The organism is Rahnella aceris (genome assembly GCF_011684115.1).
GTDB lineage: Bacteria > Pseudomonadota > Gammaproteobacteria > Enterobacterales > Enterobacteriaceae > Rahnella > Rahnella aceris.
This window is the reverse complement of record NZ_JAADJV010000001.1, coordinates 2,246,974-2,271,541: the sequence shown is the minus strand read 5'-3', so window position 1 is coordinate 2,271,541 and position 24,568 is coordinate 2,246,974. Positions and strand designations below refer to the sequence as shown.

24 protein-coding genes are annotated in these 24,568 nt (G+C 54.3%); 13 read left to right on the top strand and 11 right to left on the bottom strand.

Annotation, left to right across the window (positions count from 1 at the left end):
- Entirely contained in the window at positions 1-1,062 is a 1,062-nt protein-coding gene (gene modC, locus GW591_RS10360; protein WP_013576402.1) for a molybdenum ABC transporter ATP-binding protein ModC, read from the top strand.
- Between the two features lie 12 nt (positions 1,063-1,074).
- Here modC and GW591_RS10355 read toward each other — a convergent pair whose 3' ends face one another.
- Complete coding sequence (locus tag GW591_RS10355; protein ID WP_013576401.1) at positions 1,075-1,338, bottom strand: helix-turn-helix transcriptional regulator; 264 nt, start codon at positions 1,336-1,338, stop codon at positions 1,075-1,077.
- A 144-nt stretch (positions 1,339-1,482) separates the two neighbouring features.
- Here GW591_RS10355 and GW591_RS10350 point away from each other — a divergent pair, with 144 nt between their 5' ends.
- Positions 1,483-1,752 carry a helix-turn-helix domain-containing protein gene (locus GW591_RS10350; RefSeq protein ID WP_015690238.1) on the top strand — a complete coding sequence of 90 codons (270 nt, stop codon included), beginning with the start codon at positions 1,483-1,485 and terminating at the stop codon, positions 1,750-1,752.
- A gap of 56 nt (positions 1,753-1,808) precedes the next feature.
- Here GW591_RS10350 and GW591_RS10345 read toward each other — a convergent pair whose 3' ends face one another.
- On the bottom strand, positions 1,809-2,630 hold the full coding sequence (locus GW591_RS10345) for a pyridoxal phosphatase (RefSeq protein ID WP_013576399.1): 822 nt from the start codon (positions 2,628-2,630) through the stop codon (positions 1,809-1,811).
- Positions 2,631-2,800: 170 nt separating this feature from the next.
- On the opposite strand from GW591_RS10345, the gene pgl reads away from it, so the two are divergent.
- Together pgl and GW591_RS10335 are read left to right on the top strand one after the other, a co-directional pair.
- Positions 2,801-3,799, top strand: a complete 999-nt coding sequence (pgl, locus tag GW591_RS10340; protein ID WP_013576398.1) for a 6-phosphogluconolactonase — start codon at positions 2,801-2,803, stop codon at positions 3,797-3,799.
- Positions 3,800-4,053: 254 nt separating this feature from the next.
- Complete coding sequence (locus GW591_RS10335) at positions 4,054-5,565, top strand: methyl-accepting chemotaxis protein (protein WP_166860543.1); 1,512 nt, start codon at positions 4,054-4,056, stop codon at positions 5,563-5,565.
- 82 nt (positions 5,566-5,647) lie between these two features.
- Here the strand turns inward: GW591_RS10335 and GW591_RS10330 are convergent, their stop codons facing one another.
- The 4 genes from GW591_RS10330 to GW591_RS10315 form a co-directional block, all read right to left on the bottom strand.
- A complete protein-coding gene (locus GW591_RS10330; protein ID WP_013576396.1) occupies positions 5,648-6,928 on the bottom strand; it encodes a putative acyl-CoA thioester hydrolase in 1,281 nt (426 codons plus the stop codon).
- A gap of 122 nt (positions 6,929-7,050) precedes the next feature.
- Positions 7,051-7,533, bottom strand: coding sequence for a kinase inhibitor (locus GW591_RS10325; RefSeq protein WP_013576395.1), 483 nt, complete (start codon positions 7,531-7,533; stop codon positions 7,051-7,053).
- A gap of 37 nt (positions 7,534-7,570) precedes the next feature.
- Positions 7,571-8,266, bottom strand: coding sequence for a type 1 glutamine amidotransferase domain-containing protein (locus tag GW591_RS10320; protein ID WP_013576394.1), 696 nt, complete (start codon positions 8,264-8,266; stop codon positions 7,571-7,573).
- Between the two features lie 41 nt (positions 8,267-8,307).
- On the bottom strand, positions 8,308-9,345 hold the full coding sequence (locus GW591_RS10315; protein WP_013576393.1) for an NADP-dependent oxidoreductase: 1,038 nt from the start codon (positions 9,343-9,345) through the stop codon (positions 8,308-8,310).
- 271 nt (positions 9,346-9,616) lie between these two features.
- Between GW591_RS10315 and aphA the strand changes: the two genes are divergently transcribed.
- On the top strand, positions 9,617-10,330 hold the full coding sequence (aphA, locus tag GW591_RS10310) for an acid phosphatase AphA (RefSeq protein WP_112151654.1): 714 nt from the start codon (positions 9,617-9,619) through the stop codon (positions 10,328-10,330).
- 160 nt (positions 10,331-10,490) lie between these two features.
- Here aphA and GW591_RS10305 read toward each other — a convergent pair whose 3' ends face one another.
- Positions 10,491-11,270, bottom strand: coding sequence for an ABC transporter substrate-binding protein (locus GW591_RS10305; RefSeq protein ID WP_166860541.1), 780 nt, complete (start codon positions 11,268-11,270; stop codon positions 10,491-10,493).
- 41 nt (positions 11,271-11,311) lie between these two features.
- Positions 11,312-12,466, bottom strand: coding sequence for a methionine aminotransferase (locus tag GW591_RS10300; protein WP_013576390.1), 1,155 nt, complete (start codon positions 12,464-12,466; stop codon positions 11,312-11,314).
- A 155-nt stretch (positions 12,467-12,621) separates the two neighbouring features.
- Between GW591_RS10300 and GW591_RS10295 the strand changes: the two genes are divergently transcribed.
- Complete coding sequence (locus tag GW591_RS10295; RefSeq protein WP_015690235.1) at positions 12,622-13,575, top strand: LysR substrate-binding domain-containing protein; 954 nt, start codon at positions 12,622-12,624, stop codon at positions 13,573-13,575.
- Here GW591_RS10295 and bioA read toward each other — a convergent pair whose 3' ends face one another.
- Positions 13,576-14,853 carry an adenosylmethionine--8-amino-7-oxononanoate transaminase gene (gene bioA, locus GW591_RS10290; protein ID WP_013576388.1) on the bottom strand — a complete coding sequence of 426 codons (1,278 nt, stop codon included), beginning with the start codon at positions 14,851-14,853 and terminating at the stop codon, positions 13,576-13,578.
- A 128-nt stretch (positions 14,854-14,981) separates the two neighbouring features.
- Between bioA and bioB the strand changes: the two genes are divergently transcribed.
- The 4 genes from bioB (at position 14,982) to bioD (ending at position 18,696) form a co-directional block, all read left to right on the top strand.
- Positions 14,982-16,019 (top strand): biotin synthase BioB, encoded by a 1,038-nt coding sequence (gene bioB, locus GW591_RS10285; protein ID WP_013576387.1) that lies wholly within the window; start codon positions 14,982-14,984, stop codon positions 16,017-16,019.
- Between the two features lie 3 nt (positions 16,020-16,022).
- On the top strand, positions 16,023-17,174 hold the full coding sequence (gene bioF / locus GW591_RS10280; RefSeq protein ID WP_015690233.1) for an 8-amino-7-oxononanoate synthase: 1,152 nt from the start codon (positions 16,023-16,025) through the stop codon (positions 17,172-17,174).
- Positions 17,158-17,949 carry a malonyl-ACP O-methyltransferase BioC gene (bioC, locus tag GW591_RS10275; protein WP_015690232.1) on the top strand — a complete coding sequence of 264 codons (792 nt, stop codon included), beginning with the start codon at positions 17,158-17,160 and terminating at the stop codon, positions 17,947-17,949. Before bioF ends, bioC begins: the two co-directional genes overlap by 17 nt.
- Positions 17,950-18,015: 66 nt before the next feature.
- Positions 18,016-18,696 (top strand): dethiobiotin synthase, encoded by a 681-nt coding sequence (bioD, locus tag GW591_RS10270; RefSeq protein WP_015690231.1) that lies wholly within the window; start codon positions 18,016-18,018, stop codon positions 18,694-18,696.
- Positions 18,697-18,700: 4 nt separating this feature from the next.
- Here the strand turns inward: bioD and GW591_RS10265 are convergent, their stop codons facing one another.
- A complete protein-coding gene (locus GW591_RS10265) occupies positions 18,701-19,411 on the bottom strand; it encodes an ABC transporter ATP-binding protein (protein WP_013576383.1) in 711 nt (236 codons plus the stop codon).
- Between the two features lie 1,156 nt (positions 19,412-20,567).
- On the opposite strand from GW591_RS10265, the gene uvrB reads away from it, so the two are divergent.
- The 3 genes from uvrB to GW591_RS10250 all read left to right on the top strand — a co-directional run bounded on the left by uvrB (position 20,568) and on the right by GW591_RS10250 (position 23,574).
- Entirely contained in the window at positions 20,568-22,574 is a 2,007-nt protein-coding gene (gene uvrB, locus GW591_RS10260; protein ID WP_013576382.1) for an excinuclease ABC subunit UvrB, read from the top strand.
- A 66-nt stretch (positions 22,575-22,640) separates the two neighbouring features.
- Positions 22,641-23,009 (top strand): VF530 family protein, encoded by a 369-nt coding sequence (locus tag GW591_RS10255; RefSeq protein WP_013576381.1) that lies wholly within the window; start codon positions 22,641-22,643, stop codon positions 23,007-23,009.
- 40 nt (positions 23,010-23,049) lie between these two features.
- Positions 23,050-23,574: an isochorismatase family protein gene (locus tag GW591_RS10250; RefSeq protein WP_166860539.1), complete on the top strand. Its 525-nt coding sequence runs from the start codon at positions 23,050-23,052 to the stop codon at positions 23,572-23,574.
- 64 nt (positions 23,575-23,638) lie between these two features.
- Here the strand turns inward: GW591_RS10250 and GW591_RS10245 are convergent, their stop codons facing one another.
- Positions 23,639-24,547: a gluconeogenesis factor YvcK family protein gene (locus GW591_RS10245; protein ID WP_013576379.1), complete on the bottom strand. Its 909-nt coding sequence runs from the start codon at positions 24,545-24,547 to the stop codon at positions 23,639-23,641.
- Positions 24,548-24,568: the final 21 nt, after the last annotated feature.

The window sequence follows — 24,568 nt, the reverse complement described above, 5'->3', positions numbered from 1 at the left end:
ATGCTTGAACTCGATTTCAGCCAGACGCTGGGCAGCCTGGAATTACAGGTATCGCAGACCTTACCGGCGCAGGGGATAACGGCCATTTTTGGTTTGTCAGGCGCAGGAAAAACCTCGCTGATTAATGCGATCGGCGGCCTGACCCAACCTGATAGTGGCCGCATTACCTTGAACGGCCGCATCTTATCGGATAAGCAAAACAACATTTTCCTGCCGCCAGAAAAACGCCGCGTCGGTTATGTTTTTCAGGATGCGCGACTGTTCCCGCATTACCGTGTGAAAGGCAATCTGCAATACGGCATGGCGCCGTCGATGCGCGGACAGTTCGATAACATCGTGCGGTTGCTCGGTATCGCCCCCTTACTGGACCGCTTCCCGCTCACGCTTTCAGGTGGCGAGAAACAGCGCGTGGCAATTGGTCGTGCGCTGCTGACAGCACCGGAAATTTTACTGATGGATGAGCCGCTGGCCGCGCTCGATATCCCGCGTAAACGCGAACTGATGCCTTACCTGGAGCGTCTGGCGCAGGAAGTCAGCATTCCGATTTTGTATGTGACGCACAGCCTCGATGAGATTTTACGTCTGGCGGAAAAAGTGCTGGTGCTCGACGGCGGTAAAGTGCTGGCAATGGGCACGCTGGAAGACGTGTGGGCGAGCAATGTGATGCGGCCGTGGCTGCCGAAAGAAGAGCAAAGCAGCGTGCTGAATGTCAGCGTACTGGAACATCATCCGCGCTATGAAATGACCGCACTGGCCATTGGCGATCAGCGTTTATGGATCAGTAAAGTCGAAGAGGCGCCTGGGACGGCGTTGCGCATTCGCGTGAATTCCACGGACGTTTCGCTGGTGCTGCAACCGACGGCTAACAACAGCAGTATCCGCAATATTCTGCCAGCGAAAGTGCTCGAATGTCTGGATCTGGGGAATCAGGTGGAGGTCAAACTGGCGATGGCCGATCACATCATCTGGGCGCGGATCTCGCCGTGGGCGCGGGACGAACTGATGATCCGCGCAGGCCAGTGGTTGTATGCGCAGATCAAAAGTGTGTCGGTCAGTCGTTAATCGTATTGCACCTTACTTTTCTGACGGGTTAAAGGCGGCGTAAAGCACCAGAACCTCTTCGGCAAACGCGTCATCAATAATATAGAAATAGCATTCCGGCACGTTAAGCACCCGGGCGAAATGACACATGGTGTCGAAGTTCGGGCTGTACGTGCCGTTTTCATATTGCGACACCCGCGAACGCGCAGTGCTCTCATCTATTCCGGCTAAAACACCCAATTTTTCCTGCGTAAGTCTGGCTTTTGTCCGTGCGGATTTCAGTCGATGTGGGATCATTATCAATAACCATAGAAACTGTATTGACGTTATGTTTAGCATCACTTAACATTATTGTTGTTTAGAGTTACTGGACATCGTTATATGTCAGTGTAATTCACAATTCAGATAGTTGAACAAACAACATAAGGAAGAGGGATAAAAATGGAAAATGACTGGCATCCGGCAGATATCATTGCTGCATTACGTAAGAAAAAATCCTCACTGGCGGCGGTCTCGCGTCAAGCCGGTTTAGGCTCATCCACACTGGCCAATGCGCTGGCGCGTCCGTGGCCGAAAGGGGAACTGATCATTGCTCAGGCTCTGGATATCCATCCGTCGGTGATCTGGCCCAGCCGGTACTTCGACGAAAATCAGCAATTAATTACCCGCGCCGTCCGGCCGGTCAGGAATAAGACGCTGAAAAGCGACTGATTATCCTGCATAAAAAAACACCTTCCTCTGTGGCAGAGGAAGGTGCATTGGTAAAATTAGTTCAACACTTTATTACGGATAACTTCAGCGATGCCGGGTGTTTCGTGATCGCCAATCACCAGCGCGGCACGTTCTTTGATAGCATCTGCTGCATTGCCCATCGCCACGCCCAGACCGACATTTTCCAGCATGCTCAGGTCGTTGTAGTTATCACCGAACGCCACCACATCCTGCATGCTCATACCCTGCGATTCGACCCATTCCTGCAAGCGGCGACCTTTGCTGTTGCCTCCTTTCGCCACATCCACCTGATCATGCCATGACCATTCGCAGGCCAGACCCAGCTCGTTTTCAACCTGCGAGGCAAACGTATGCAGGGCATCGAGATCCTGATGTGAGGTGGCGAATTTCCAGATCGACTGCGCATCATCAGCGGCCTCGCGAAGACTGTTCACCTGAATAATGTTTGGGCGCTGATGTTCCGGCAGGGTTTGCCCCCAGGCAATGGACCGGCTGACGTGGCCGCTCGGTTGCTGATACAGCATGGCGTCATCGACATACAACAGACCGTGGATGCCGTGATATTCCAGCAAGTCGACCACTTTTTTTGCTTTGACCGGATCCAGCGGATCAGAAGTTAAGACCTTACGTGCCTGATAATCATACAAATAGGTGCCGTTACAGCAGATAGCAGGTGTATCGAGCTGCAATGCCTGATAAAACGGATGGATAGCGACATGATGGCGTCCGGTCACGACGACCACTTTGATTCCCTGTGCACGGGCATCGGCCAGTGCGGCAAGGGATTCTGGAAGGATACGTTTTTGGCGGTCCAGCAGCGTCCCGTCGAGATCGAGCGCAATAATGCGATAAGTCATGAGCAGTCCATCGTAAGTGAGGGGGAATAAGGGGAAATTATCGCCATATTACCTTTTTTAGCCTGCTAATTAAACCGGGTATCCGGCACTAAAGGTGCCGTCGTATCGTGCTAACCTGAGCTACGCTGTAAAAAACATAACGACTCATTCAGTCTTAATAAGGAGATGTGATGAAGCAAGTTGTCTACATTGCCAGCCCTGAGAGCCAGCAAATCCACGCTTTTCGTCTGGCAGACAATGGTGAACTGAGCCTGCTGCAAACGGTGGACGTTCCGGGACAGGTTCAGCCGATGGTGATTCATCCCGATGGTCATCGTCTTTACGTCGGCGTACGTCCTGAGTTCGGCGTGCTGACCTACCGCATCGACCATGAAGGTAAACTGGAAGAAGCCGCGATGGCACCTCTGCCGGGCAGTCCGACGCATCTGGGTATAGACCTTCAGGGGCGTTTTGTGTTCTCCGCGTCCTACAGCTTTAACAATGTCAGCATTCATCCGCTGGATGAAAAAGGCCTCGCACTGGCCCCGGTGCAGGTGCTGGAAAACATCCAGGCTCCGCACTCAGCCAATATTGACCCGACCAATCAGGTGCTGATGATCCCGGCGCTGAAAGAAGACCGTATCCGCCAGTTTGACTTCAGTGTGAACGGCGAAGCGACGCCGCATAACGCGCCGGAGCTGAAAACCGCAGCGGGTGCGGGCCCGCGTCATATGGCATTCCACCCGAATCATCATTTTGCCTACTGTGTAAATGAGCTGAACAGCAGCGTGGATGTGTACCAGAAAGACGTCACCAGCGGCGAATACCGTCAGGTGCAGACACTGGGGATTATGCCCGCTGATTTCACCGGCACCTGCTGGGCGGCCGATTTGCACATCACGCCGGACGGCAAATTCCTGTATGCCTCAGACCGTACTGCCAGCCTGATTTCTGTGCTGACCGTCTCAGAAGATGGCAGCGTGCTTGAACTGGCCGGGCATCACGCCACCCAGACACAGCCGCGTGGTTTCAATATTGATCACTCCGGCCAGTATGTGATCACCGCAGGACAGAAATCGGATGCGATTGAAGTCGCTAAAATTGATCCGCAAAACGGTCAGCTGACGACGTTGAAAACCTACGCGGTGGGCAAAGGCCCGATGTGGGTAAGCATTCTGGAAATTAATTAATCACGGCTGTTTACTGGTTAGTTTATCTAATGATTTATTTTTAACTGATCAATAATACCGCTCTGAAATAATGATCAAGCCCCTGTAATAAGGGGCTTTTTTATTGCCTGTGCTATACGTGCTATATATAAGAAATATTTTAATGTTTCTATAAATGTTGAACATTGCTGGTCGATAACTCTCCCGTTATTCACTGATTCTTCGGTGGCGTTGCCACTTCAGAGTCAGTCCTTTTGGTTATCAGGGAGAAGAAAATGAATGTACTTTCAGGGATCGCTGGCCGGGTTCGCCATGCCTCAATTGCCAGCAAGCTCGGTGCAGGATTTGCGCTGGTGTTGCTTCTGGGATCCTTTATCGCTGTGTCCGGTGTCTACCATCTGACCAGCATCAATCAACGCGCTGAAAAAGCGTCCTTGCTCAAGACCGTTAACGATCTGCTGAGCGATGCCAAATTTACCCGGCTTTCATATATGTCCAGCAAAGACCCCAAATTTGTTGAAGAAAACCGCCAGGCGCTGGATAAACTGGAAGCCCGTCAGGCTGATGTTGAGGCGTACTCCTGGGATCCGCAAGACCAGCGTCTGGTGGAAACCATGCCGGAAAATATCCGCCGTTATCGTGAAAGCTGGCAGCACACGCTGAATCCTCCGGCAGGCAGCGATGCGGAAAAAATCACCGCGCAGTTGGCCGAAGCCGGGCTGGCCCTGACCTCTGCGTCTAACACGTTGCTCGATCATGAGATGAACAATCTGCATAACGAAGTGACGCGCACCATTTCTGAAATGCTGGTGATCATTGTGGCGACTGTGGTTGCCGGTGTGTTGATTTCGTGGCGCATGACCCGTCAGCTGACACTTCCTCTGCGCCGCACGCTGCAAACCGCAGAACGTATCGCTGCCGGTGATCTTTCTACTCATGCCACCAGCCACAGTTTTGACGAAGTGGGGCAACTGAGCCGCGCCATTGAAACCATGAACCAGAACCTGCACGGCATCATCGGTGATATCCGCGAAGGCGTAACGCAGGTGACCCGCGCTTCGGGCGAAATAGCCGCAGGTAATATCGATCTGTCAGCCCGTACCGAAGAGCAGGCGGCAGCGCTGGGGCAAACAGCGGCCAGCATGGAACAACTGACCTCAACGGTGAAACAGAACGCCGACAATGCCGCGCAGGCCAGTCAGCTGGCCTCCGATGCGGCCAATACGGCGGCACGGGGGGGTAAACTGGTGGCCGATGTCGTGGGCGTGATGAAAGAGATTACTGTCAGTTCGAAGCAGATTTCCGAAATTACCACGGTCATCAACAGCATCGCTTTCCAGACCAATATTCTGGCGCTGAATGCTGCGGTTGAAGCGGCGCGGGCAGGGGAGCAGGGCCGCGGTTTTGCCGTGGTCGCCAGCGAAGTCCGCAGCCTTGCGCAGCGCAGCGGGCAGGCGGCGAAAGAGATTGAAGGGCTGATTGGTAAATCGGTGATTAACGTCAATAACGGCTCTGTGCTGGTTGGCAAAGCGGGTGACACCATGGAAGAAATCGTCGGCTCTGTCCGTCATGTCACGCAAATCATTCATGAGATCGCATCGGCGTCTGACGAGCAAAGTCGCGGCATCAGTCAGATTGCGCAGGCGGTGGCAGAGATGGATACCGTCACCCAGCAAAACTCGGCGCTGGTTCAGCAGTCTGCCAGTGCGGCGGCTTCGCTCGATGAGCAGGCGGTGAATCTGGAACGCACGGTGTCGGTATTCCGTCTGGGCAACGAAGCGTTGTAACATTTTCGCAGAACGAAGTCCGCAGAACGAAAAAAAACCGCCGGAGGCAACCCCGGCGGTTTTTTCATGGCATCAGACTGAATTACTTCGCAGGCTGTGTCAGCACGTTGTTGTACTGCCACAGGCGGTTGAAGTTAGTGTCATTCAGATTGCGCTGTTGTTTCTCATCTTTTGGCACGTTGCCGGCAAATGGCTGGCCGGAGAAGACAGAAGCGCCCCACGGATTCATCTGGTCATAGCTGTTGTCGAAGCTGCTGTCGCGGATTACCAGCTGGCTGCTTGCGCCATCAGCATCCCACGCACGCCCCATTTTCGCTTTCGCAGCCTGCTCGAAGCCACGGTCGCCGGTCAGGTTGCTGTCGATCACCAGGAAGCCATACGGTGCAGCTGCTGGCGTGTTTGGCGCAAAGACAGACGCCTGTTTCACGCCACGGCTGCTGACGGTGTGGAATTCAACGTGGTCAAAGACGGCATTCGCCCGACCAAATACGTAATCCACATCACCCACGATCAGGCTGTTATGCACGTATGCACGGCTGTAACGACTGTTGTCAGTCTGGTTGTGGATGTTGGCGGTGTTCACCATAAAGGTATTCTGGCGGCCAATCAGGCGCACGTTATCCAGAATCACATTGTCACCGTCGGTACGCAGCGCAACGGCGGAATGATCGCCCCCGTCAACAGTATCGAGCAGGGAATTGCCGATGGTCAGGTTCTGAATCTGCACACCGTTGCTTTGTGACCACACGGTCGCGGTACAGCCGGTGCCGATGGTTTCAGTGGTCAGGGTGGCGCAGTTCTGGAACATATAGAACGCGCGATCGCCCGGCAGGAACTGGCCGTTAGGACTGACGGTTGAACGGTAAGTGGCGGGTGCCGCTGCGGCTTCCAGACCTTGTGCGAGGGTCACATCAGCAGAGCTGTTGCCCGCACCGAATAAGGTGACCGGTGGTGAACCCGCCGGGATGTACACGGCGCCGTTGTAAGTGCCTGGCAGGATTTTAATGAAGATACGTTCACCGTGGTTACGCACAGCCAGTGCCGCGTTTACCGCCATCTGAACGTTAGAGTATTCTGCGCCGTCGGTGCCTAACTGCGGGCCGACCACGAAATGGGTGTTCACACCGTCAGTGCTGGCCAGTTTAGGGAACCAGCCCTGTTGCTGAACCTGCAAAGAAGGGCCGCCAAAGGCCAGATAATTTTTCGTTGTAAAATTGGCCGCTTCGTCCGCTGATAACACGGGCAGTGACGCGGTGCCCGGAGCAACCTGGCTGGATAAGCCTTGATGGCTGCTGCTGCATGCCGCCAGGATCAGGCTGGCAGACAACATAGCGCACGCGCGCGACAGGGTGGAAATTTTCACTGTGACTGACTCCTTGATGAAGAAGATTGTTCTTTTTTTTCAATGTTGCGGTCATCGCCGCAATAAAAAAACGGTGGCCAGTAAAACTGACCACCTTTTCTGCGTCTTTTATACCACAGGAATCAGCTGTATATCACTGTCAGTGATGCTTTGCCGAGAGTATGGAAATGCACATTGAAGCCGAGATACGCGCCGCTGGCATTCTCATCGACTTCCAGCGTTTCAGTATCGATGGCGTATACGGTGAAATGATAGTGATGGTGTTCGCCCTGCGGAGGGGCTGCGCCGCCATAACCGGCTTTGCCAAAATCGGTGCGGGTCTGCACGGCACCGGCAGGTAAACCGCCTTTGCCGGAGCCCGCGCCTTGCGGCAATTCGGTGACGTCTGCCGGAATATTCGCGACGCCCCAGTGCCACCAGCCGGAGCCGGTCGGGGCATCCGGGTCATAAACGGTTATCACAAAACTTTTGGTGCCCTCGGGGGCACCGGACCAGGCCAGATGCGGCGAAAGGTTGTCGCCGTTGTAGCCCATACCGTTAAAAACCTGCGTTTCCGGCATTTTGTCGCCATCGCGCAAATCATTACTGGTGAGTGTAAATGCCATAGAACCCTCTTCAGATGATGAAATAGTCACGGGCAGATTACTTGCCGACCTCGCCGCCGCCCAGCATTTTCAGTAATGCCTGCGCGACTGCTCTGGAAGAGGCCGGATTCTGACCGGTGATCAGTTTGCCATCGGTGACGGCATAAGGCCGCCAGTCCGCTGCCTTACTGTAATCGCCGCCATTTTTCTTCAGCTCGTCTTCAACCAAAAAAGGCACGATGTCGGTCAGGCCAACCGCGTCTTCTTCGCTGTTACTAAAGCCGGTTACGCGCTTGTCTTTCACCAGCGGCGTGCCATCTTCCACCAGCACATTGCGCAACACCCCCGGCGCGTGGCAGACCGCAGAAACCGGTTTGCCCGCTGCCCAGAAAGCCTGGATCAGCGCGATGGAATGCGGGTCTTCAGACAGATCCCACAACGGTCCGTGACCACCCGGATAGAAAATGGCATCGAAGTCATCAGCGTTAACATCAGCAAGTTTGTGCGTGTTCGCCAGCACCTTCTGCGCATCTTTATCACTGCGGAAGCGTTCGGTTGTTTCGGTCTGCGCATCCGGCTCATCACTTTTCGGATCGAGTGGTGGCTGTCCGCCTTTCGGCGAGGCCAGCGTCAGCCCGGCGCCTGCATCCAGAAACTCGTAATAAGGCGCGGTAAATTCTTCCAGCCAGAAACCGGTTTTCTTACCGGTTTCGCCGAGCTTATCGTGTGATGTCAATACAATCAGTAATTTCATGTTACCTCCTGTGGACGCCGTCAGCTTTAGTTAAGGAGTAATCAGTCCTGACCGACACGAACGACCAGTTTGCCAAAGTTTTTACCCTCAAGCAGGCCAAAGAACGCCTGCGGTGCATTCTCTAATCCTTCCACGATATCTTCGCGGAATTTCACTTTCCCTTGTTCAAACCATTCGCTCATCTGTTTTGCAAACTCCGGATAGCGATGGCCGTAATCATCAAAAATAATAAAGCCCTGCACACGCATGCGTTTCTTCAGAATGGTGCCGGTCAGCAGGGAAAGGCGATCTTGTCCCTCTTTCAGACCGGTCGCGTTATATTGGGAAACCAGCCCGCACAGCGGAATACGCGCTTTGGTATTGAGCAGCGGCAATACGGCATCAAACACCGCGCCACCGACGTTTTCAAAATACACATCAATGCCATCCGGGCAGGCCGCTTTCAGGCGTTTATCCAGATCCGGGGCGCGGTGATCGAGACACTCATCGAAACCGAAATGTTCAACGGCATAGCGGCATTTCTCTTCACCACCGGCAATCCCGATCACGCGACAGCCTTTGATTTTACCAATTTGTCCGACCAGCGAGCCGACCGGCCCGGTCGCTGCAGCAACGACCAGCGTTTCCCCCGGCTTGGGTTCGCCAATATCCAGCAGCCCCATAAAAGCGGTGAAGCCCGGCATGCCTAAAACACCGAGTGCAAGGGAAGGTTGTTTGAGTGCCGCGCCTTCGAGTTTCTTCACGGCTTTGGCGTCGGCCACGGAATAATCCTGCCATCCGGTGCTGCCGACCACGAAATCCCCGGCTTTAAAATCCGGGCTTTTTGATTCCACCACGCGGGAAACTGCGCCGCCGGTCATTACTTCACCGATTTGTACCGGCGCAGCGTAAGAAGGCGCATCGCTCATACGTCCGCGCATGTACGGGTCGAGCGAAAGCCACACGGTACGCAGTAATAACTGACCGTCTCTGGCCTGCGGTAACGGCGCTTTTTCCAGACGGAAATTGTCATCGACGGGTTTGCCGTGAGGGCGTGAAGCCAGCACGATGCGGCGGTTTTCAGACTGTAACTGGGGCATAGTCATTCCTTTTCGTTTTCTTATAAGAAAGTTAAAAGCTAACGTAATTGGGAATAAGTATAGGACGCTAAACAGTTTTCGAACCAAGCGCTTTATGCCATGTTTGAATAAACCCTGCGATTTTTCCCTGAAATGTGACCATCATCTTTTCCTATGACATCTGCCGGAAAATTCCTTTAAATCTGCAGGTTGCACAGGTATGGTCGGTAAGATTTTTGACCCGTTGCTCCACTTTATCTGCAAGATTAATAAGCATAAAAAAGGGATCCTAATGCGTAAAACTCCTCTGGCACTGAGTGCCGTTTTCCTGTTGCTCAGCCTGAATCAGTCTGCCTTCGCCAAAGAGCCCGCGCCCGCGCCGCTCTGGCCGGGCGTCAATGTGGCGCAACTCGCGCAGCAATCGCCGGTTCACTGGGTGTCGGTCGCGCAAATTGAAAACAGCCTGAACGGCCGCCCGCCAATAGCTGTCGGTTTTGATATCGATGACACGGTGTTGTTTTCCTCGCCGGGCTTTTACCGCGGGCAGGTCGAGTTTTCCCCCGGAAAACAGGATTATCTGAAGAACCCGAAATTCTGGGAGAAAATGAACAACGGCTGGGATGATTTCAGCATGCCAAAAGACGTAGCGAAGGCGCTGATTGCCATGCACCTTAAACGCGGCGACAGCATTTACTTCGTGACCGGCCGCAGCGAAACCAAAACTGAGACCGTGACGAAGACGCTGCAGAACGATTTCCAAATCCCGCAGGACAAAGTGAATGCGGTTATTTTCGCCGGTGACAAAGCCGGTCAGAACACAAAAACGCAGTGGCTGAAAGATAAGCAAATTAAAGTGTTTTATGGCGACTCTGACAATGATATCACTGCCGCTCAGGCCGTAAGCGCGAGGGGGATCCGCGTACTGCGTGCGTCAAACTCCAGCTATAAACCGCTGCCACAAGCCGGTGCGTTTGGCGAAGAAGTCATTGTAAATTCGGAGTATTAAGTGGCACCCTCCCCTGCGAAGGGGAGGGCTGGGGTGGGGTATTAAAGCAAAATCAATGGGTTGAAGTTTTTTTGACGAGGTGTTAGCCCTTAAAAACTCCCTCCCGGCCTCCCCCTTCGCAGAGGGAGGCGCAAAAGTTAAACCTGTCTTCCTGGCGGCTTTACTTCACGCTCACATCAATATCACCAAAGTATTTCTTCGAAAGCTCTTTCACCACGCCATCTTTTTGCACTTTAGCGATCGCTGTATCCAGCTTTTCTTTCAACTGGGTATCGCCTTTACGCAGGCCGAAGGCGATGCCGCTGCCGAGAATTTTGTCATCGCGTACGGCGTCACCGACGAAGCCGTAATCTTTACCGTCCGGACGCGACAGGAAACCGGTCTGACCGGCCGGGGCCAGCACTAATGTGCCGTCGAGACGACCGGATGACAGATCCAGATACACCTGATTCTGATCCTGATAAGAGACGATATCTACGCCTTTCGGTGCCCAGTGTGCCTGCGCATAACTTTCCTGAATCGACCCCTGTAACACGCCGATATGCTTGCCTTTCAGCGACTCCGTGGTCGGCAGCAGGCTGGAATCTTTCTTCGCAATCAGTTTGGTGGGGACGCGGTAAATCACGTTGGTAAAATCAATCGCCTGACGACGTTTATCCGTCACGTTCATCGCCGAGTTAATCGCATCAAATTTACGCGCCTGCAGGGCTGCAATCAGGCCGTCGAAAGAAGTGTCGTACCAGTCGCATTTCACACTGGCGGCGGCGCAGACGGCGTTGCCCAGATCGATATCAAAACCCTGTAATTCACCGGTCGCACTTTTCGATTCGAACGGTGGATATTGCGCTTCCAGACCAAATTTGAGCGTGGAACCGTCCGCCAGTGCGGAGAAAGACGCGACGGCACAACCTAACAGCAATGCGATTTTCAATTTTTTCATTATTCACAATTCCCCGGCGTTATTGAGATGAATACAAAGGTTCAGACGCGACACAACCGGCGTGCGCCTTCGTACAACGTGTCGTTATCTTTGGCAAAGCTCAGACGGATAAGCCCTGTTGGTTGGTTATTGCTGTAAAAGGCTGACAGCGGAATGGTCGCGATCTGATGATCGCGGATCAGGCTCAGCACAAATTCGTCGTCGGTCAGCGGACTGAAATGACTAAAACGCGCCAGCATAAAGAAACTGCCACGGCTTGGCAGTAATTCAAAGCGGGATTCGCTGAGGGCTTCGGCCAGCAGGTCGCGTTTTTGCTGATAAAAATCGGCCAGTCCCAGATAACTTTGCGGGTCAGCCAGCGCTTCGGCGAATGCGACCTGCATCGGCGTATCGGCAGAGAACACCATAAACTGATGCACTTTGCGGATTTCATCCATTAGTTCTGCCGGTGCCAGGCAATAACCCACACGCCAGCCGGTGACGTGATAGGTTTTGCCGAAAGACGACACAATCACGCTGCGTTCAGCCAGTTGCGGATAGCAGGCCATGCTTTCGTGGCGCTCGCCGTCGAACACCACGTGCTCATACACTTCATCGGACAAAATCACGATGTCGGTGTTTTGGGTCAGCGCGGTCAGCCGTTCGATATCAAATTCAGTGAAAATGGCACCGGTCGGGTTATGCGGGCTGTTGATGATGATCATTCGCGTGCGGCTGTTGATCGCGCTGGCGACCTGATCCCAGTCGATGCTGAAATCATCCAGCGACAGGCCGATAGCCACCGGCTTCGCGCCCTGTAAACGGACGATCGGTGCATAGCTGTCAAATGACGGCTCGAAATAAATGACTTCATCGCCCGGATGTACCAGGGCGCTGATGGCGGAATACAGGCCTTCGCTGGCGCTGGCAATCACCGTCACTTCGCTGTCGGCATCATATTTGCAGCCATAAAGCGCTTCGACTTTGGCGGACAACGCATGGCGTAATGCCGCCACGCCACTCATTGGTGCGTACTGGTTATGCCCCTCGCGCATGGCTTTTGCGACGCTGTCGATTAACGCGGGCTGGCATGAGAAATTCGGTGCCCCCTGTGACAGGTTCAGGGCGTTATGTTCAGCGCTGAGCTGGCCGATAACGGTAAAAATGGTGGTGCCGACGTCAGGTAATTTTGACAGGGGCGACATGGCGCTCTTCATAGCATTTTCCCCAAAAAGCAGGCCGGGTGGCCATGAGAAGGTAAAAACGGGTGTTGAATGATTAAGCAATAGTTCCCCTGTGCCGACAATGGAAAGTTTGTCATACTCGTTATGATCTGAAGTCATGGCTTTATAACGTTTCTGACGAGGTAACTGTGAGTTTTTCTCCTGAACTGCCGTATCTGAATTTACCCTCGCTCAACGTGCTGAAAACCTTTGCCGTGGTTGCGCAAACCTTGAATCTGACACACGCGGCGGCGTTGCTGCACATCACCCAGGGCGCGGTCAGTCGCCAGATCACCGGACTTGAGGCCACGCTGGGTTATCCGTTGTTTTTACGTCAGGCCCGCGGGCTGACGCTGACCCCGCGCGGGGCGCAGTTGTTGCCGCCGGTACAACAGGCGCTGGCGCTGATGGGAGAAGCCCTGCAACGTGTGGGTTCGCATCCGGATACCTTACGCATTAAATGCCCGACCTGTTCCATGCGCTGGCTGCTGCCGCGTGTTATCCAGCTACAAAACGACAGGCCGGATATGCAGATTGAGCTGACAGCTTCCATCGCCCACGGCGTGGATTTCAGCAACGAACATTTTGATGCTGCCGTAGTGTTTGGTCGTCCGCCGGAATCACAGCGCCGGGCGCATCATCTGTTTGATGAAGTGCTGACGCCGGTGTGTACGCCGGAGTTTCTGCCGCGTCATAAAGGGAAAACGAAAGTGGCGGATCTGGCCGATAAAACGCTGCTTCACCCGACGCGTGACCGTCGCGACTGGTTGTTGTGGCTGCGGGAGGAGGGCGTACAGGGATTGCCGTCAGCCAAATCACAGCATTTCGATACGCTGGATCTGGCGATCAATTCGGCGTTGCAGGGCTACGGTGTGGCGATAGGCGATCTGACATTAATTGAAGATGATTTGCAGGCGGGAAGGGTGATTGCGCCGTTCCCGTTGTGCGTGGCAAGCGGCGCGTCTTATACGTTGCTGTATCCGGAAAACCCGACCCCTGCGCTGAAAGTGGCAATTGATTTTCTTAATGAAGAAGCGCGGCTCAGCCGGGAAAAACTGAGCGCGCTGTTATCTACCTCACACCGGTTAGTCACTACAGGCTAATCAGTAAAGCGCAGCCAGTGCGCTGGCGATTGCGCCGGTCAGTTTGCTCAGTTCTTCAGGTGAAATGATGTACGGCGGCATCAGGTAAATCAGCTTGCCGAACGGGCGGATCCACACGCCCTGACCGACGAAATGCTTCTGCAATTGCGCCATGTCTACCGGCTGGCGCATTTCCACCACACCAATCGCCCCGAGCACCCGCACATCGGCGACCGCCGGATGTGCTGCCAGCGGCTGTAAACCGGCATTCAGCTGTTTCTCAATGCTCAATACCTGCGCCTGCCAGCGGTTTTCCGCAAGTAAATGCAGGCTGGCGCTGGCGACCGCGCAGGCCAGCGGATTGCCCATAAATGTCGGGCCGTGCATGAAACATCCCGCCTCGCCGTCACTGATCACCTGCGCCACATGGCGGGTGGTGAGCGTGGCGGAAAGTGTCATGTAGCCGCCGGTCAGGGCTTTGCCGAGGCAGAGGATATCCGGCGAAATCCCGGCGTGATCACAGGCAAACAGCTTGCCGGTGCGGCCAAATCCGGTGGCAATTTCATCGGCAATCAGCAACACGCCATATTCATCGCATAACTTACGCACGCGTTTGAGATACAACGGGTGATAAATCCGCATCCCGCCCGCCCCCTGAACGATGGGTTCTACAATGACTGCGGCGATTTTGCGGTGATTTTCGTCCAGCATTTTGGCAAATGGCGCGATATCCGCCTCGTCCCATTCCCCGTCAAAACGGCTCTGCGGCGCATCGGCGAACAGATGCTGTGGCAGATAACCCTGATACAAACTGTGCATCGAGTTTTGCGGGTCACAGACTGACATCGCGCCAAAGGTGTCGCCGTGATAGCCGTTGCGCAGGGTCAGCAACGTCTGGCGTTTTTCACCGCGCGCCTGCCAGTATTGCATCGCCATTTTCAGTGCTACTTCAACGGCCACCGAACCAGAATCCGCCAGAAACACGCATTCCAGCCCGGCGGGGGTCATTTCTACCAGACGGCGGCACAACGCAACCGCCGGCGGATGGGTGATCCCGCCAAACATCACATGTGACATTTTTCCGATTTGTTCGATGGCCGCCTGGTTCAACTGCGGATGGTTGTAACCGTGGATTGCCGCCCACCAGGACGACATGCCATCAACCAGTTTGCGGCCATCAGCCAGCTGCAACATCACGCCGGACGCGGATTCCACCGGATAGGCGGGCAGCGGTTTGGTCATAGAGGTATACGGATGCCAGATGTGGCGCTGGTCGAATTCAATATCGGCGGGGGTCATAAACGAATCCTGAGGCGTAAGCTGTAAACTAAAAAATAATTTTAACGTTGACGGTAAACCAAAACAAATTAAAAATGGTTTACGGATTATGAAAAAAATACAACTGAACACTTTTTAAAGGAGTCGCAATGACTGCCCGCACCCACTGGACGCTGGAAAAAACGCAGGCTCTGTTCGATAAGCCATTCCTGGAGCTGATGTTCGAAGCGCAGCAAATTCACCGTCAGCATTTTGACCCGCGACAGGTTCAGGTCAGCACCTTGCTGTCGATCAAAACCGGTGCCTGTCCCGAAGACTGTAAATATTGCCCTCAAAGTTCCCGTTACAAAACCGGGCTGGAATCTGAACGTCTGATGCAAGTCGAGCAGGTGCTCGAATCTGCCCGACAGGCGAAAGCCGCCGGTTCAACCCGTTTCTGTATGGGCGCGGCGTGGAAAAACCCGCACGATCGTGACATGCCGTACCTCGAGCAGATGGTGCAGGGCGTGAAAGAAATGGGCATGGAAACCTGCATGACCCTCGGCACGCTGAACACTACGCAGGCACAGCGTCTGGCGCACGCCGGGCTGGATTTCTACAACCATAACCTTGATACCTCGCCGGAATTTTACGGCAGCATCATAACGACCCGCAGCTATCAGGAACGCCTGGATACGCTGGCGGAAGTGCGCGGCGCGGGCATTAAAGTCTGTTCCGGCGGCATTGTGGGGTTAGGTGAAACCGTCAAAGACCGCGCCGGTTTGCTGATGCAACTGGCAAACCTGCCGGTGCCGCCGGAAAGTGTGCCGATCAACATGCTGGTGAAAGTGAAAGGTACGCCGCTGGCGGATAATGACGATGTGGATCCGTTTGATTTCATCCGCACGATCGCTGTCGCGCGCATCATGATGCCGCAATCTTATGTGCGTCTGTCTGCCGGACGTGAGCAGATGAGTGAGCAGACCCAGGCGATGTGCTTTATGGCCGGTGCCAACTCCATCTTCTACGGCTGCAAACTGCTGACCACGCCAAACCCGGCAGAAGATAAAGACCTGATTCTGTTCGGCAAGCTGGGGCTTAACCCGCAGTCATTTGAAACAGAAATGGGCGATAACCAGCAGCAGGCCGCGCTTGCCGAGCAGCTGGTCCACGCCGATACCGATCAGTTCTACAACGCTGCGGTATAACCGGTGAGCTGGCAAACGCGGATCAACGACGCGGTGGCGGCGCGCAAACAGGCGGCGGCATTTCGTGTACGGCAGCCGAATGAGGGCGGCAGTGCGCGTTTTCTGACGCAGGGCGGGCGGCGTTATCTGAATTTTTCCGGTAACGATTATCTCGGCCTGAGTCAGGACGCTGAGGTGATCGCCGCGTGGCAGCAGGGTGCGGCTAAATACGGTGTCGGCAGCGGCGGTTCAGGACACGTCACCGGTTACAGCGAGGTGCATGCCGCGTTTGAGCAACAACTGGCGCAGTGGCAGGGATATCCGCGGGCTTTGCTGTTTATCTCCGGTTTTGCGGCGAATCAGGCGATTCTCGCGGCGCTGATGCAGGCTGAGGATCGCGTGCTGGCTGACAAACTCAGTCACGCGTCTTTACTGGAAGCCGCAGCCCATGCACCTTCGCAGTTGCGGCGTTTTCACCACAATCAGCCGGATTCCCTGCAGCGCCTGCTGGAAAAACCGGTAGCCGGTGAAACGCTGGTGGTGACCGAAGGTGTATTCAGTATGGACGGCGACGCCGCGCCGCTGGCTGATCTGCATAACTTGTCCAAAGCGCACGGTAGCTGGCTGATGGTCGATGACGCGCACGGTGTGGGCGTTACCGGTGAAGAAGGGCGCGGCAGTTGCTGGCAACAGGGCATCCGGCCGGAACTGCTGGTGGTCACATTCGGAAAAGCTTTCGGTTGCAGCGGCGCGGCGGTGTTGTGTGATGATGCTACCGCCGATTACCTGTTGCAGTTTGCCCGCCATCTGATTTACAGCACGTCGATGCCCGCCGCGCAGGTGTGCGCGTTACAGGCTGCACTGGCACGAGTCCGGCAGGATGACGGTCTGCGTGATAAACTGGCCGCCAATATTGCCCGTTTTCGCGCGGGTGCCGCCGGTTTGCCGTATCCGCTGACCGGTTCACAGACGGCGATCCAGCCGGTGATTGTGGGTGAAAACCAGCCCGCGCTGGATCTGGCATCCACCTTGCGCGATCGCGGATTGTGGGTCAGCGCCATCCGTCCACCGACGGTGCCACCGGGCAGTGCGCGGCTGCGCATTACTCTGACAGCGGCGCATGAGCCGGAAGATATCGATTTTTTGCTGGAGTCCCTTCATGGGTGCAGTCACTGAATTAGTGAACAAACAAGCGGTGGCCGATGCGTTCAGTCGCGCCGCCATCAGTTACGAAAACGCCGCACAGTTGCAGCGTGATGTGGGTGAGGAATTACTGGCGCTGGCAGCGCCGTATCTGCAAGACGCCGGCAAGATTGTCGTCGATGCGGGCTGTGGCACCGGCCACTTCAGCCGTTACTGGCGTGCGCAGGGTAAAAATGTCATTGCGCTGGATCTCTCTGAGGGCATGTTAAATCGCGCCCGTGAGCTGGATTCTGCTGATGAATACGTGCCGGGCGACATCGAACGTTTGCCGTTTGCCGACAACTCTGTCGATATCTGCTTCAGCAATCTGGCGGTGCAGTGGTGTAACGCACTGCCACGCGCACTGGAAGAAATGCACCGCGTCACCCGCAACGGCGGGCTGGTGCTGTTTTCCACGCTGGCAGAAGGTTCGCTCAATGAGCTGGCCGCGGCATGGATGAAGGTCGATGGCCGACGTCACGTGAATCAGTTCCTGACGCCGGACAAAATCGCCGAAGCCTGCGCGCCGTATCGCCATGATGTGACCTTCAGCGATCATGTTGCTCAATTCCCCGATGTGATGTCGCTGCTGCGCTCGCTGAAAGGCATCGGTGCGACGCACATCAAAAATGGCCGCCTCGGCGGTCTGGGCGGGCGTGAACGTCTGCAATTGCTGGACAAACACTATGCCCGCCGCGACGGCATCCTGCCGCTCAACTACCGGCTGGTCTACGGCATTTTGCAGGTCGAAGAACTTATCCCACGCTGATTTACTCCTCCCCCTTCGCAGGGGGAGGGAGCCAGAACCAACACCAGGCTTTTATTAAAATAAATCATGAAACAAAAATACTTTATTACCGGCACCGACACTGAAGTCGGTAAAACCGTCGCGACCACCGCTTTTTTGCAGGCTGCCGCGCAGGCAGGACACAAAACAGCCGGATACAAACCGGTGGCATCCGGCAGTGAAATGACCGGCGAAGGCCCGCGCAACAGTGATGCGCTGGCGTTACAGGCTTACAGCACCGTCGGGCTGCGTTATGACGAAGTGAACCCCTGCACCTTTATCGAACCGACTTCGCCACATGTCGTCAGCGAACTGGAAAAACGGCCGATTGATCCGCGGGTGCTATCAGACGGATTACGTCATCTCGAACCGCTGGCGGACTGGGTGGTGGTGGAAGGCGCAGGCGGCTGGTACACACCGCTGACGGCAGATTATACCTTTGCTGACTGGGTTATCGCCGAGCAGTTGCCGGTAGTGTTAGTGGTAGGCATGCGGCTGGGTTGCATTAATCACGCCGTGCTGACGGCGCAGGCCATCACACAAAGCGGGTTGCATCTGGCGGGCTGGATAGCTAACGACGTACAGGAAACGGGGAAGCATCATCAGGCATACATGGATACGCTCACGCGTATGCTGCCTGCGCCTTTGCTGGGCGAGATCCCGTACCTGAGTGCCGGAACTGACGTTAATTTGGGACAGTATCTTCATCTTAACCGTCTCACGGCATGAGACGTCAGACGGTCAGATAATTTTTGACTAATGTATCGTCAAGCTGCGCCAGTGTGCCTTGCGCGATGTTGCGTCCGCCGTCGACCAGGCAGAACCGGTCGGCAACGCTGCGGATGAACGGCAGTTTATGACCGACCAGCAACAATGTCAGGCCGAGATCACGGTTCAGGCGGTGAATGATATTGCCCATGTTTGCCGCCATCGATGCGCTGGTGTGCTCGGTCGGTTCATCCAGAATCAGTAATTCAGGTTCCTGAACCAGCGCACGACTGATTGCCAGTTGCTGCTGCTGGCTTTCATCGAGCTCACCGGCTTTGCGCGCCCCCATCTCCTTTAATGTCGGAAACAGGTCATACACCTCTTCCGGCACGCGACGGGTCTTATTCCGGCTGGCCATCATGGCGATTTGCAGGTTTTCATCGACGCTCATCTGCGAAAAAATCTGCCGTCCCTGTGGCACATAACCGATCCCCATTTGGGCGCGGCTTTCGACCGGCAAATTCAGCAGACTTTGCGGCTCTTCGTCACGCGACTGCCAGGAGATGGCGCCGCTTTTCACCGGAAGATGCCCCATGATGCAGTTCACCAGCGTGGTTTTTCCCACGCCATTTCGCCCGATCAGGCAGGTACATTGACCGCGGTACAGTTCGAGATTGATATCCCACAGAATATGTTTTTGCCCATAATACTGATTAACTGATTTTACACTTAACATCAGACCTCCCTCCCGCACGGAGCCTTCCGCTGAACTTCATTTTGACGGCCACTGTCATATTTCTGACATTTATGTTCCGCTGTTAATGCCCCAACGCAGAATTTAATTCCGTTTGTTGACGGCTAATCTGACAGCATCAATTACAGATAAATCCCCCTTAATCAGTGATAAATGGGGTTAAGTGGCATTTCCTTGCGCTAAAAATGATTTTTCCTGCCTGAAAGCAGGGGAATTCTCATTTTTTATGGCGGGGCGAAAAAAGCAGTTCCGGCTGTCGCAACCTCCACATGCAGAGACGTTGCAACTCTCAGGCCAAGTTTGTAAAAACGGTCAGGGAAAGAGAAGTTACAGGGGTGTTAACAGGCGCGCCGCTGATGATTTCGGATTATTCATTAGCATTTCTGGGGTTTTTGAGATTACCCCATAAGGAGTAGTCCACGGTGACCTGCACTTTGCCAGTGCCGTCTTCACTGTTTTTGGTGCAAACACATGGACAAACGTGAGCAAAAAATTCTGGTGAGATGCACTTTTGGTTTTTGCAAGAAACATCAGCCCAGAAATTTAGGCAAAATAGGCATAAATAAGGAGATAAAAAAGATAAAAAATAACTAAAAAAGACCTTTCAGACTCACGGAAGGCAAAATTCAGTTTTTTACCAACTCCCGCAGCGCGGGGCGTGCTGGGACTTATCCACTATTCCTGTGGATAACCTTGTGCATGAGAGTGAGAAAAGTTGCTACAGACGAGTCAGCATGCGGGTTCCGCTTAGTTTGCCCGTATTCGCAGCTTTTTAATGATACTGTTTTTAATCAACGAGTTAGTTAAAAGCAATACAGCCGTAATTCGTTCGTCATAGTTGTGTCAATCTTCGTCAACCTGTGGTCAGAAAATGGAGGGAATGCGGATTTTGGGAAAAAATGTCATCTGATGGTGAGAATTCTCATTCGTCATATCCTAAAAAAGTGCAGCATCGACAGCACGTTAAAACGCCAACACTTTTTATCGATTGGAAGCTGGTTTTATATACAGTATTATAGCGAAGGTAAAATCAGGGCTGGCAAAAATCGCGAAGTCTTTCATACTATTTTTCCGCAAACTGTTCACCCGTTCAGCGCGCACGGCCCTATGCATTCCCATTTCAGTCAGGTAGCCCGTCATGAGTAAAGAGTTCAAACTGCATTCCGAATTTAAACCGTCAGGTGACCAGCCTGAGGCAATACGCCGTCTGGAAGAAGGGCTGGAGAACGGACTGGCGCACCAGACATTGCTCGGGGTAACCGGTTCAGGAAAAACCTTTACCGTGGCGAATGTGATTGCGGATCTGAACCGTCCGACGATGGTGCTTGCCCCCAACAAAACGCTGGCCGCACAGTTATACGGCGAGATGAAAGAGTTCTTCCCGGAAAACGCCGTCGAATATTTCGTCTCTTACTATGACTATTATCAGCCTGAGGCGTATGTTCCGAGTTCCGATACCTTTATCGAAAAAGACGCCTCGGTGAACGAACACATTGAGCAGATGCGTCTTTCTGCCACCAAAGCGCTGCTCGAACGGCGCGATGTCATTGTGGTGGCCTCTGTTTCTGCGATTTACGGTCTGGGCGACCCGGACTTATACCTGAAAATGATGCTTCACCTGACCAAAGGGATGATTATCGATCAGCGTTCGATCCTGCGTCGTCTGGCGGAACTGCAATATGCACGCAACGATCAGGCTTTCCAGCGCAGTACTTTCCGCGTGCGTGGCGAAGTGATTGATGTGTTCCCGGCGGAATCGGACGATCTGGCGCTGCGCATTGAGTTATTTGATCAGGAAGTTGAACGCCTTTCGCTGTTTGATCCGCTGACAGGCCAGGTGCAGCATGAAGTGCCGCGTTTCACCATCTACCCGAAAACCCACTACGTCACGCCACGCGAACGTATTGTGCAGGCGATGGAAGAAATTAAAGTCGAACTGGCGGATCGCCGCAAAGTGTTGCTGGCCAACAACAAATTGCTGGAAGAACAGCGCATCAGCCAGCGTACGCAGTTTGATCTCGAAATGATGAACGAGCTGGGTTATTGCTCCGGTATCGAAAACTACTCACGTTATCTGTCTGGCCGCGGGCCGGGCGAGCCGCCGCCGACGCTGTTTGATTATTTACCGGCTGACGGCCTGCTGATTGTCGATGAATCGCACGTCACCATTCCGCAAATCGGCGGTATGTACAAAGGCGACCGCTCGCGTAAAGAAACGCTGGTGGAATACGGTTTCCGCCTGCCTTCGGCGCTGGATAACCGCCCGATGCGCTTTGAGGAATTCGAAGCCCTGGCGCCGCAAAGTATTTATGTCTCGGCCACGCCGGGCAAATACGAGCTGGAGAAATCCGGTGACGATGTGGTCGATCAGGTCGTGCGTCCGACCGGTTTGCTGGATCCGATCATCGAAGTGCGACCGGTAACCACGCAGGTTGATGACCTGCTGTCTGAAATCCGCAAGCGCGTGGCGATTAACGAGCGTGTGCTGGTCACCACGCTCACCAAGCGTATGGCCGAGGATCTGACTGAGTATCTGGAGGAACACGGCGAGAAGGTGCGTTACCTGCACTCTGATATCGATACCGTCGAGCGCGTCGAGATTATCCGCGATTTGCGTCTGGGGGAATTTGACGTGCTGGTCGGCATCAACTTACTGCGCGAAGGGCTGGACATGCCGGAAGTGTCGCTGGTGGCGATTCTCGATGCGGACAAGGAAGGCTTCCTGCGTTCTGAACGTTCGCTTATCCAGACCATCGGCCGCGCGGCACGTAACCTCAACGGTAAAGCGATTCTGTACGGTGATAAAATTACCAATTCAATGGCCCGCGCCATTGAAGAAACCGAACGACGTCGCGCCAAACAGGAAGCGTACAACCTCGAAAACGGCATCACGCCGATGGGGCTGAACAAGAAGATCTCCGACATCCTGCAACTCGGTCAGCCGAAAACCAAAAAGAACAAAGACAAACGCGATGCCGAAGCGGCGCAAACCTTCAAATCGCTTACGCCGAAAGCGCTGGAGCAACGCATCAAAGAGCTGGAAAGCAAGATGTATGCGCACGCGCAAAATCTGGAATTCGAAGAGGCGGCCAACACGCGCGACGAGTTGCATGCCCTGCGTGAGCAGTTTATTGCGATTTCGTAACGAGAAGGGTGGTAGACTGCGCGGCTTAAAAATCATGACCCAGACATTTTAACGAAGAGCGAGCCAATGACTGATACACCACAAAACCCTGGCGCAGCGAAAGATCCGCTGCACGGCGTCACGCTGGAAAAACTGCTGACAACGCTGGTGGATAACTTTGGCTGGCCGGCGCTGGCCTCGCAGGTGAATATCAACTGCTTCAAAAGCGACCCGAGTGTGAAATCCAGCCTGAAATTTCTGCGCCGCACGCCGTGGGCGCGTAAGGAAGTGGAAACGCTGTATCTGGATTTCATTGAAGGTCATCTGCGCCCGGATATGACCCGCAGCAAGCGCCGCACACCGCTCTCAGCACAGGCTCCGCAAAAGCCAAAAGTCAGCACCGCCAAACCGGCTGCCGACAGCCCGTGGAATAACCATCCGCTGGTGAAAAAGTAATTTAGGCGCATTTCATTCTGTTCATTTGAGGGGAAGGATCGTGTCAGAGCAACATGTTCTTATCGTGGTGGATATGCAAAACGGGGTGTTCGCTTCCCCGCGTTATGACCGCAGCGGACGGGCTGAGCGCATTAATCAGCTGATTGACCGGGCAGGGCGGGTTATTTTCATTCAGCACGCTGAAGGTAAAATGACCGAAGGCAGCGAATTCTGGCAGATATTACCGGAATTGCATCAGCCGGAAGGCGCGATTTCTGTGACTAAAACCGCCTGTGATTCCTTCTACCGCACTTCACTCGATAACGTTCTGCAGGAACTGAATGCGACCCGTTTTACCCTTTGCGGTTGTGCAACGGATTATTGCGTAGACACCACCATCAAAATCGCTGCCAGCAAAGGCTATGCCGTGACGGTTGCGTCAGATGCGCACACTACCGGCGATCGCACACACGCGACGGCGCAGCAACTGATCGGGCAGCATAATGAAGTGTGGCGTGAGTTATCTGTGCCGGGAAATCCGGTAACGGTAAAAACCACTGCGGAAATCCTGGCTGACTGGCAGTAAATTCAGTTTTCGGACGCAAAAAAGGCCGCATCGCGCGGCCTTTCTTATATCTGATGTTTACCAATCAGATCATTTTTTGCAGCGCCTCTTCAATCGCCATGCGTAACATGTCGCGGTCATGACGATAGGGCACATCACTGGCTTCGAGCGGGCTTTGAATAATCAGATGTTCAGTGGCACTTCCGCCGATTTTGACTTTCGGCCCGACAATCGCGGCATCGGCGCGGCGGCCGATGCGTTTCTCGATCATATCCAGTTTGTCGTCCAGCGTCAGCGACGCGGCGGCGACACTCAGTTCCTTCCCCAGATTTCCGATATACACGATATGCGCCCGGCTGCGGCGCAGCGCGGTTGTCAGATCATTCATCAGTAACAACGGCATCAGGCTGGTAAAGAAACTCCCCGGCCCGATCAGGATCAGATTTGCCTCAGCAATGGCCTGTAACGCTTCGCGCGTGGCCGGCACCTGAGGTTCCAGCCGCAGTTCTCGCGGGATCAGCGTCAGTTTATCGACGTTGACTTCGCCGTGAACCGTTTCACCATTGGCATCAATGGCCGCCAGATCGACTGGCTGTTCTGACATCGGGATCAGTTCTGCGTCGACTTTCAGCAGGCTTCGTACCAGATTGATCGCTTCGAGCGGGCGCACGGTGAGATGATCCAGCGCGCGCAGCATCAGATTGCCAAGATTATGGCCATCCAGCTCGCCCTGGCCGCTGAAACGGTATTCGAACATCGCCGACGCCAGACTCGGTTCGGTGATCAGCTGATTCAGGCAATTGCGCATATCGCCCCAGGCAATGCCGCCAACGGAACGGCGGATACGGCCAGTCGAACCGCCGTTATCGGTGGTCGTCACAATGCCGGTCAGGCGCGGACCCAGCAGCGAGAGTGAAGACATCACACGGCCCAGCCCGTGACCTCCGCCTAATGCCACCACCCGGTCGAGGTCTGCTAATGTTCGGTTGCGCATGGTTTTCCTTTCAAATGGGGA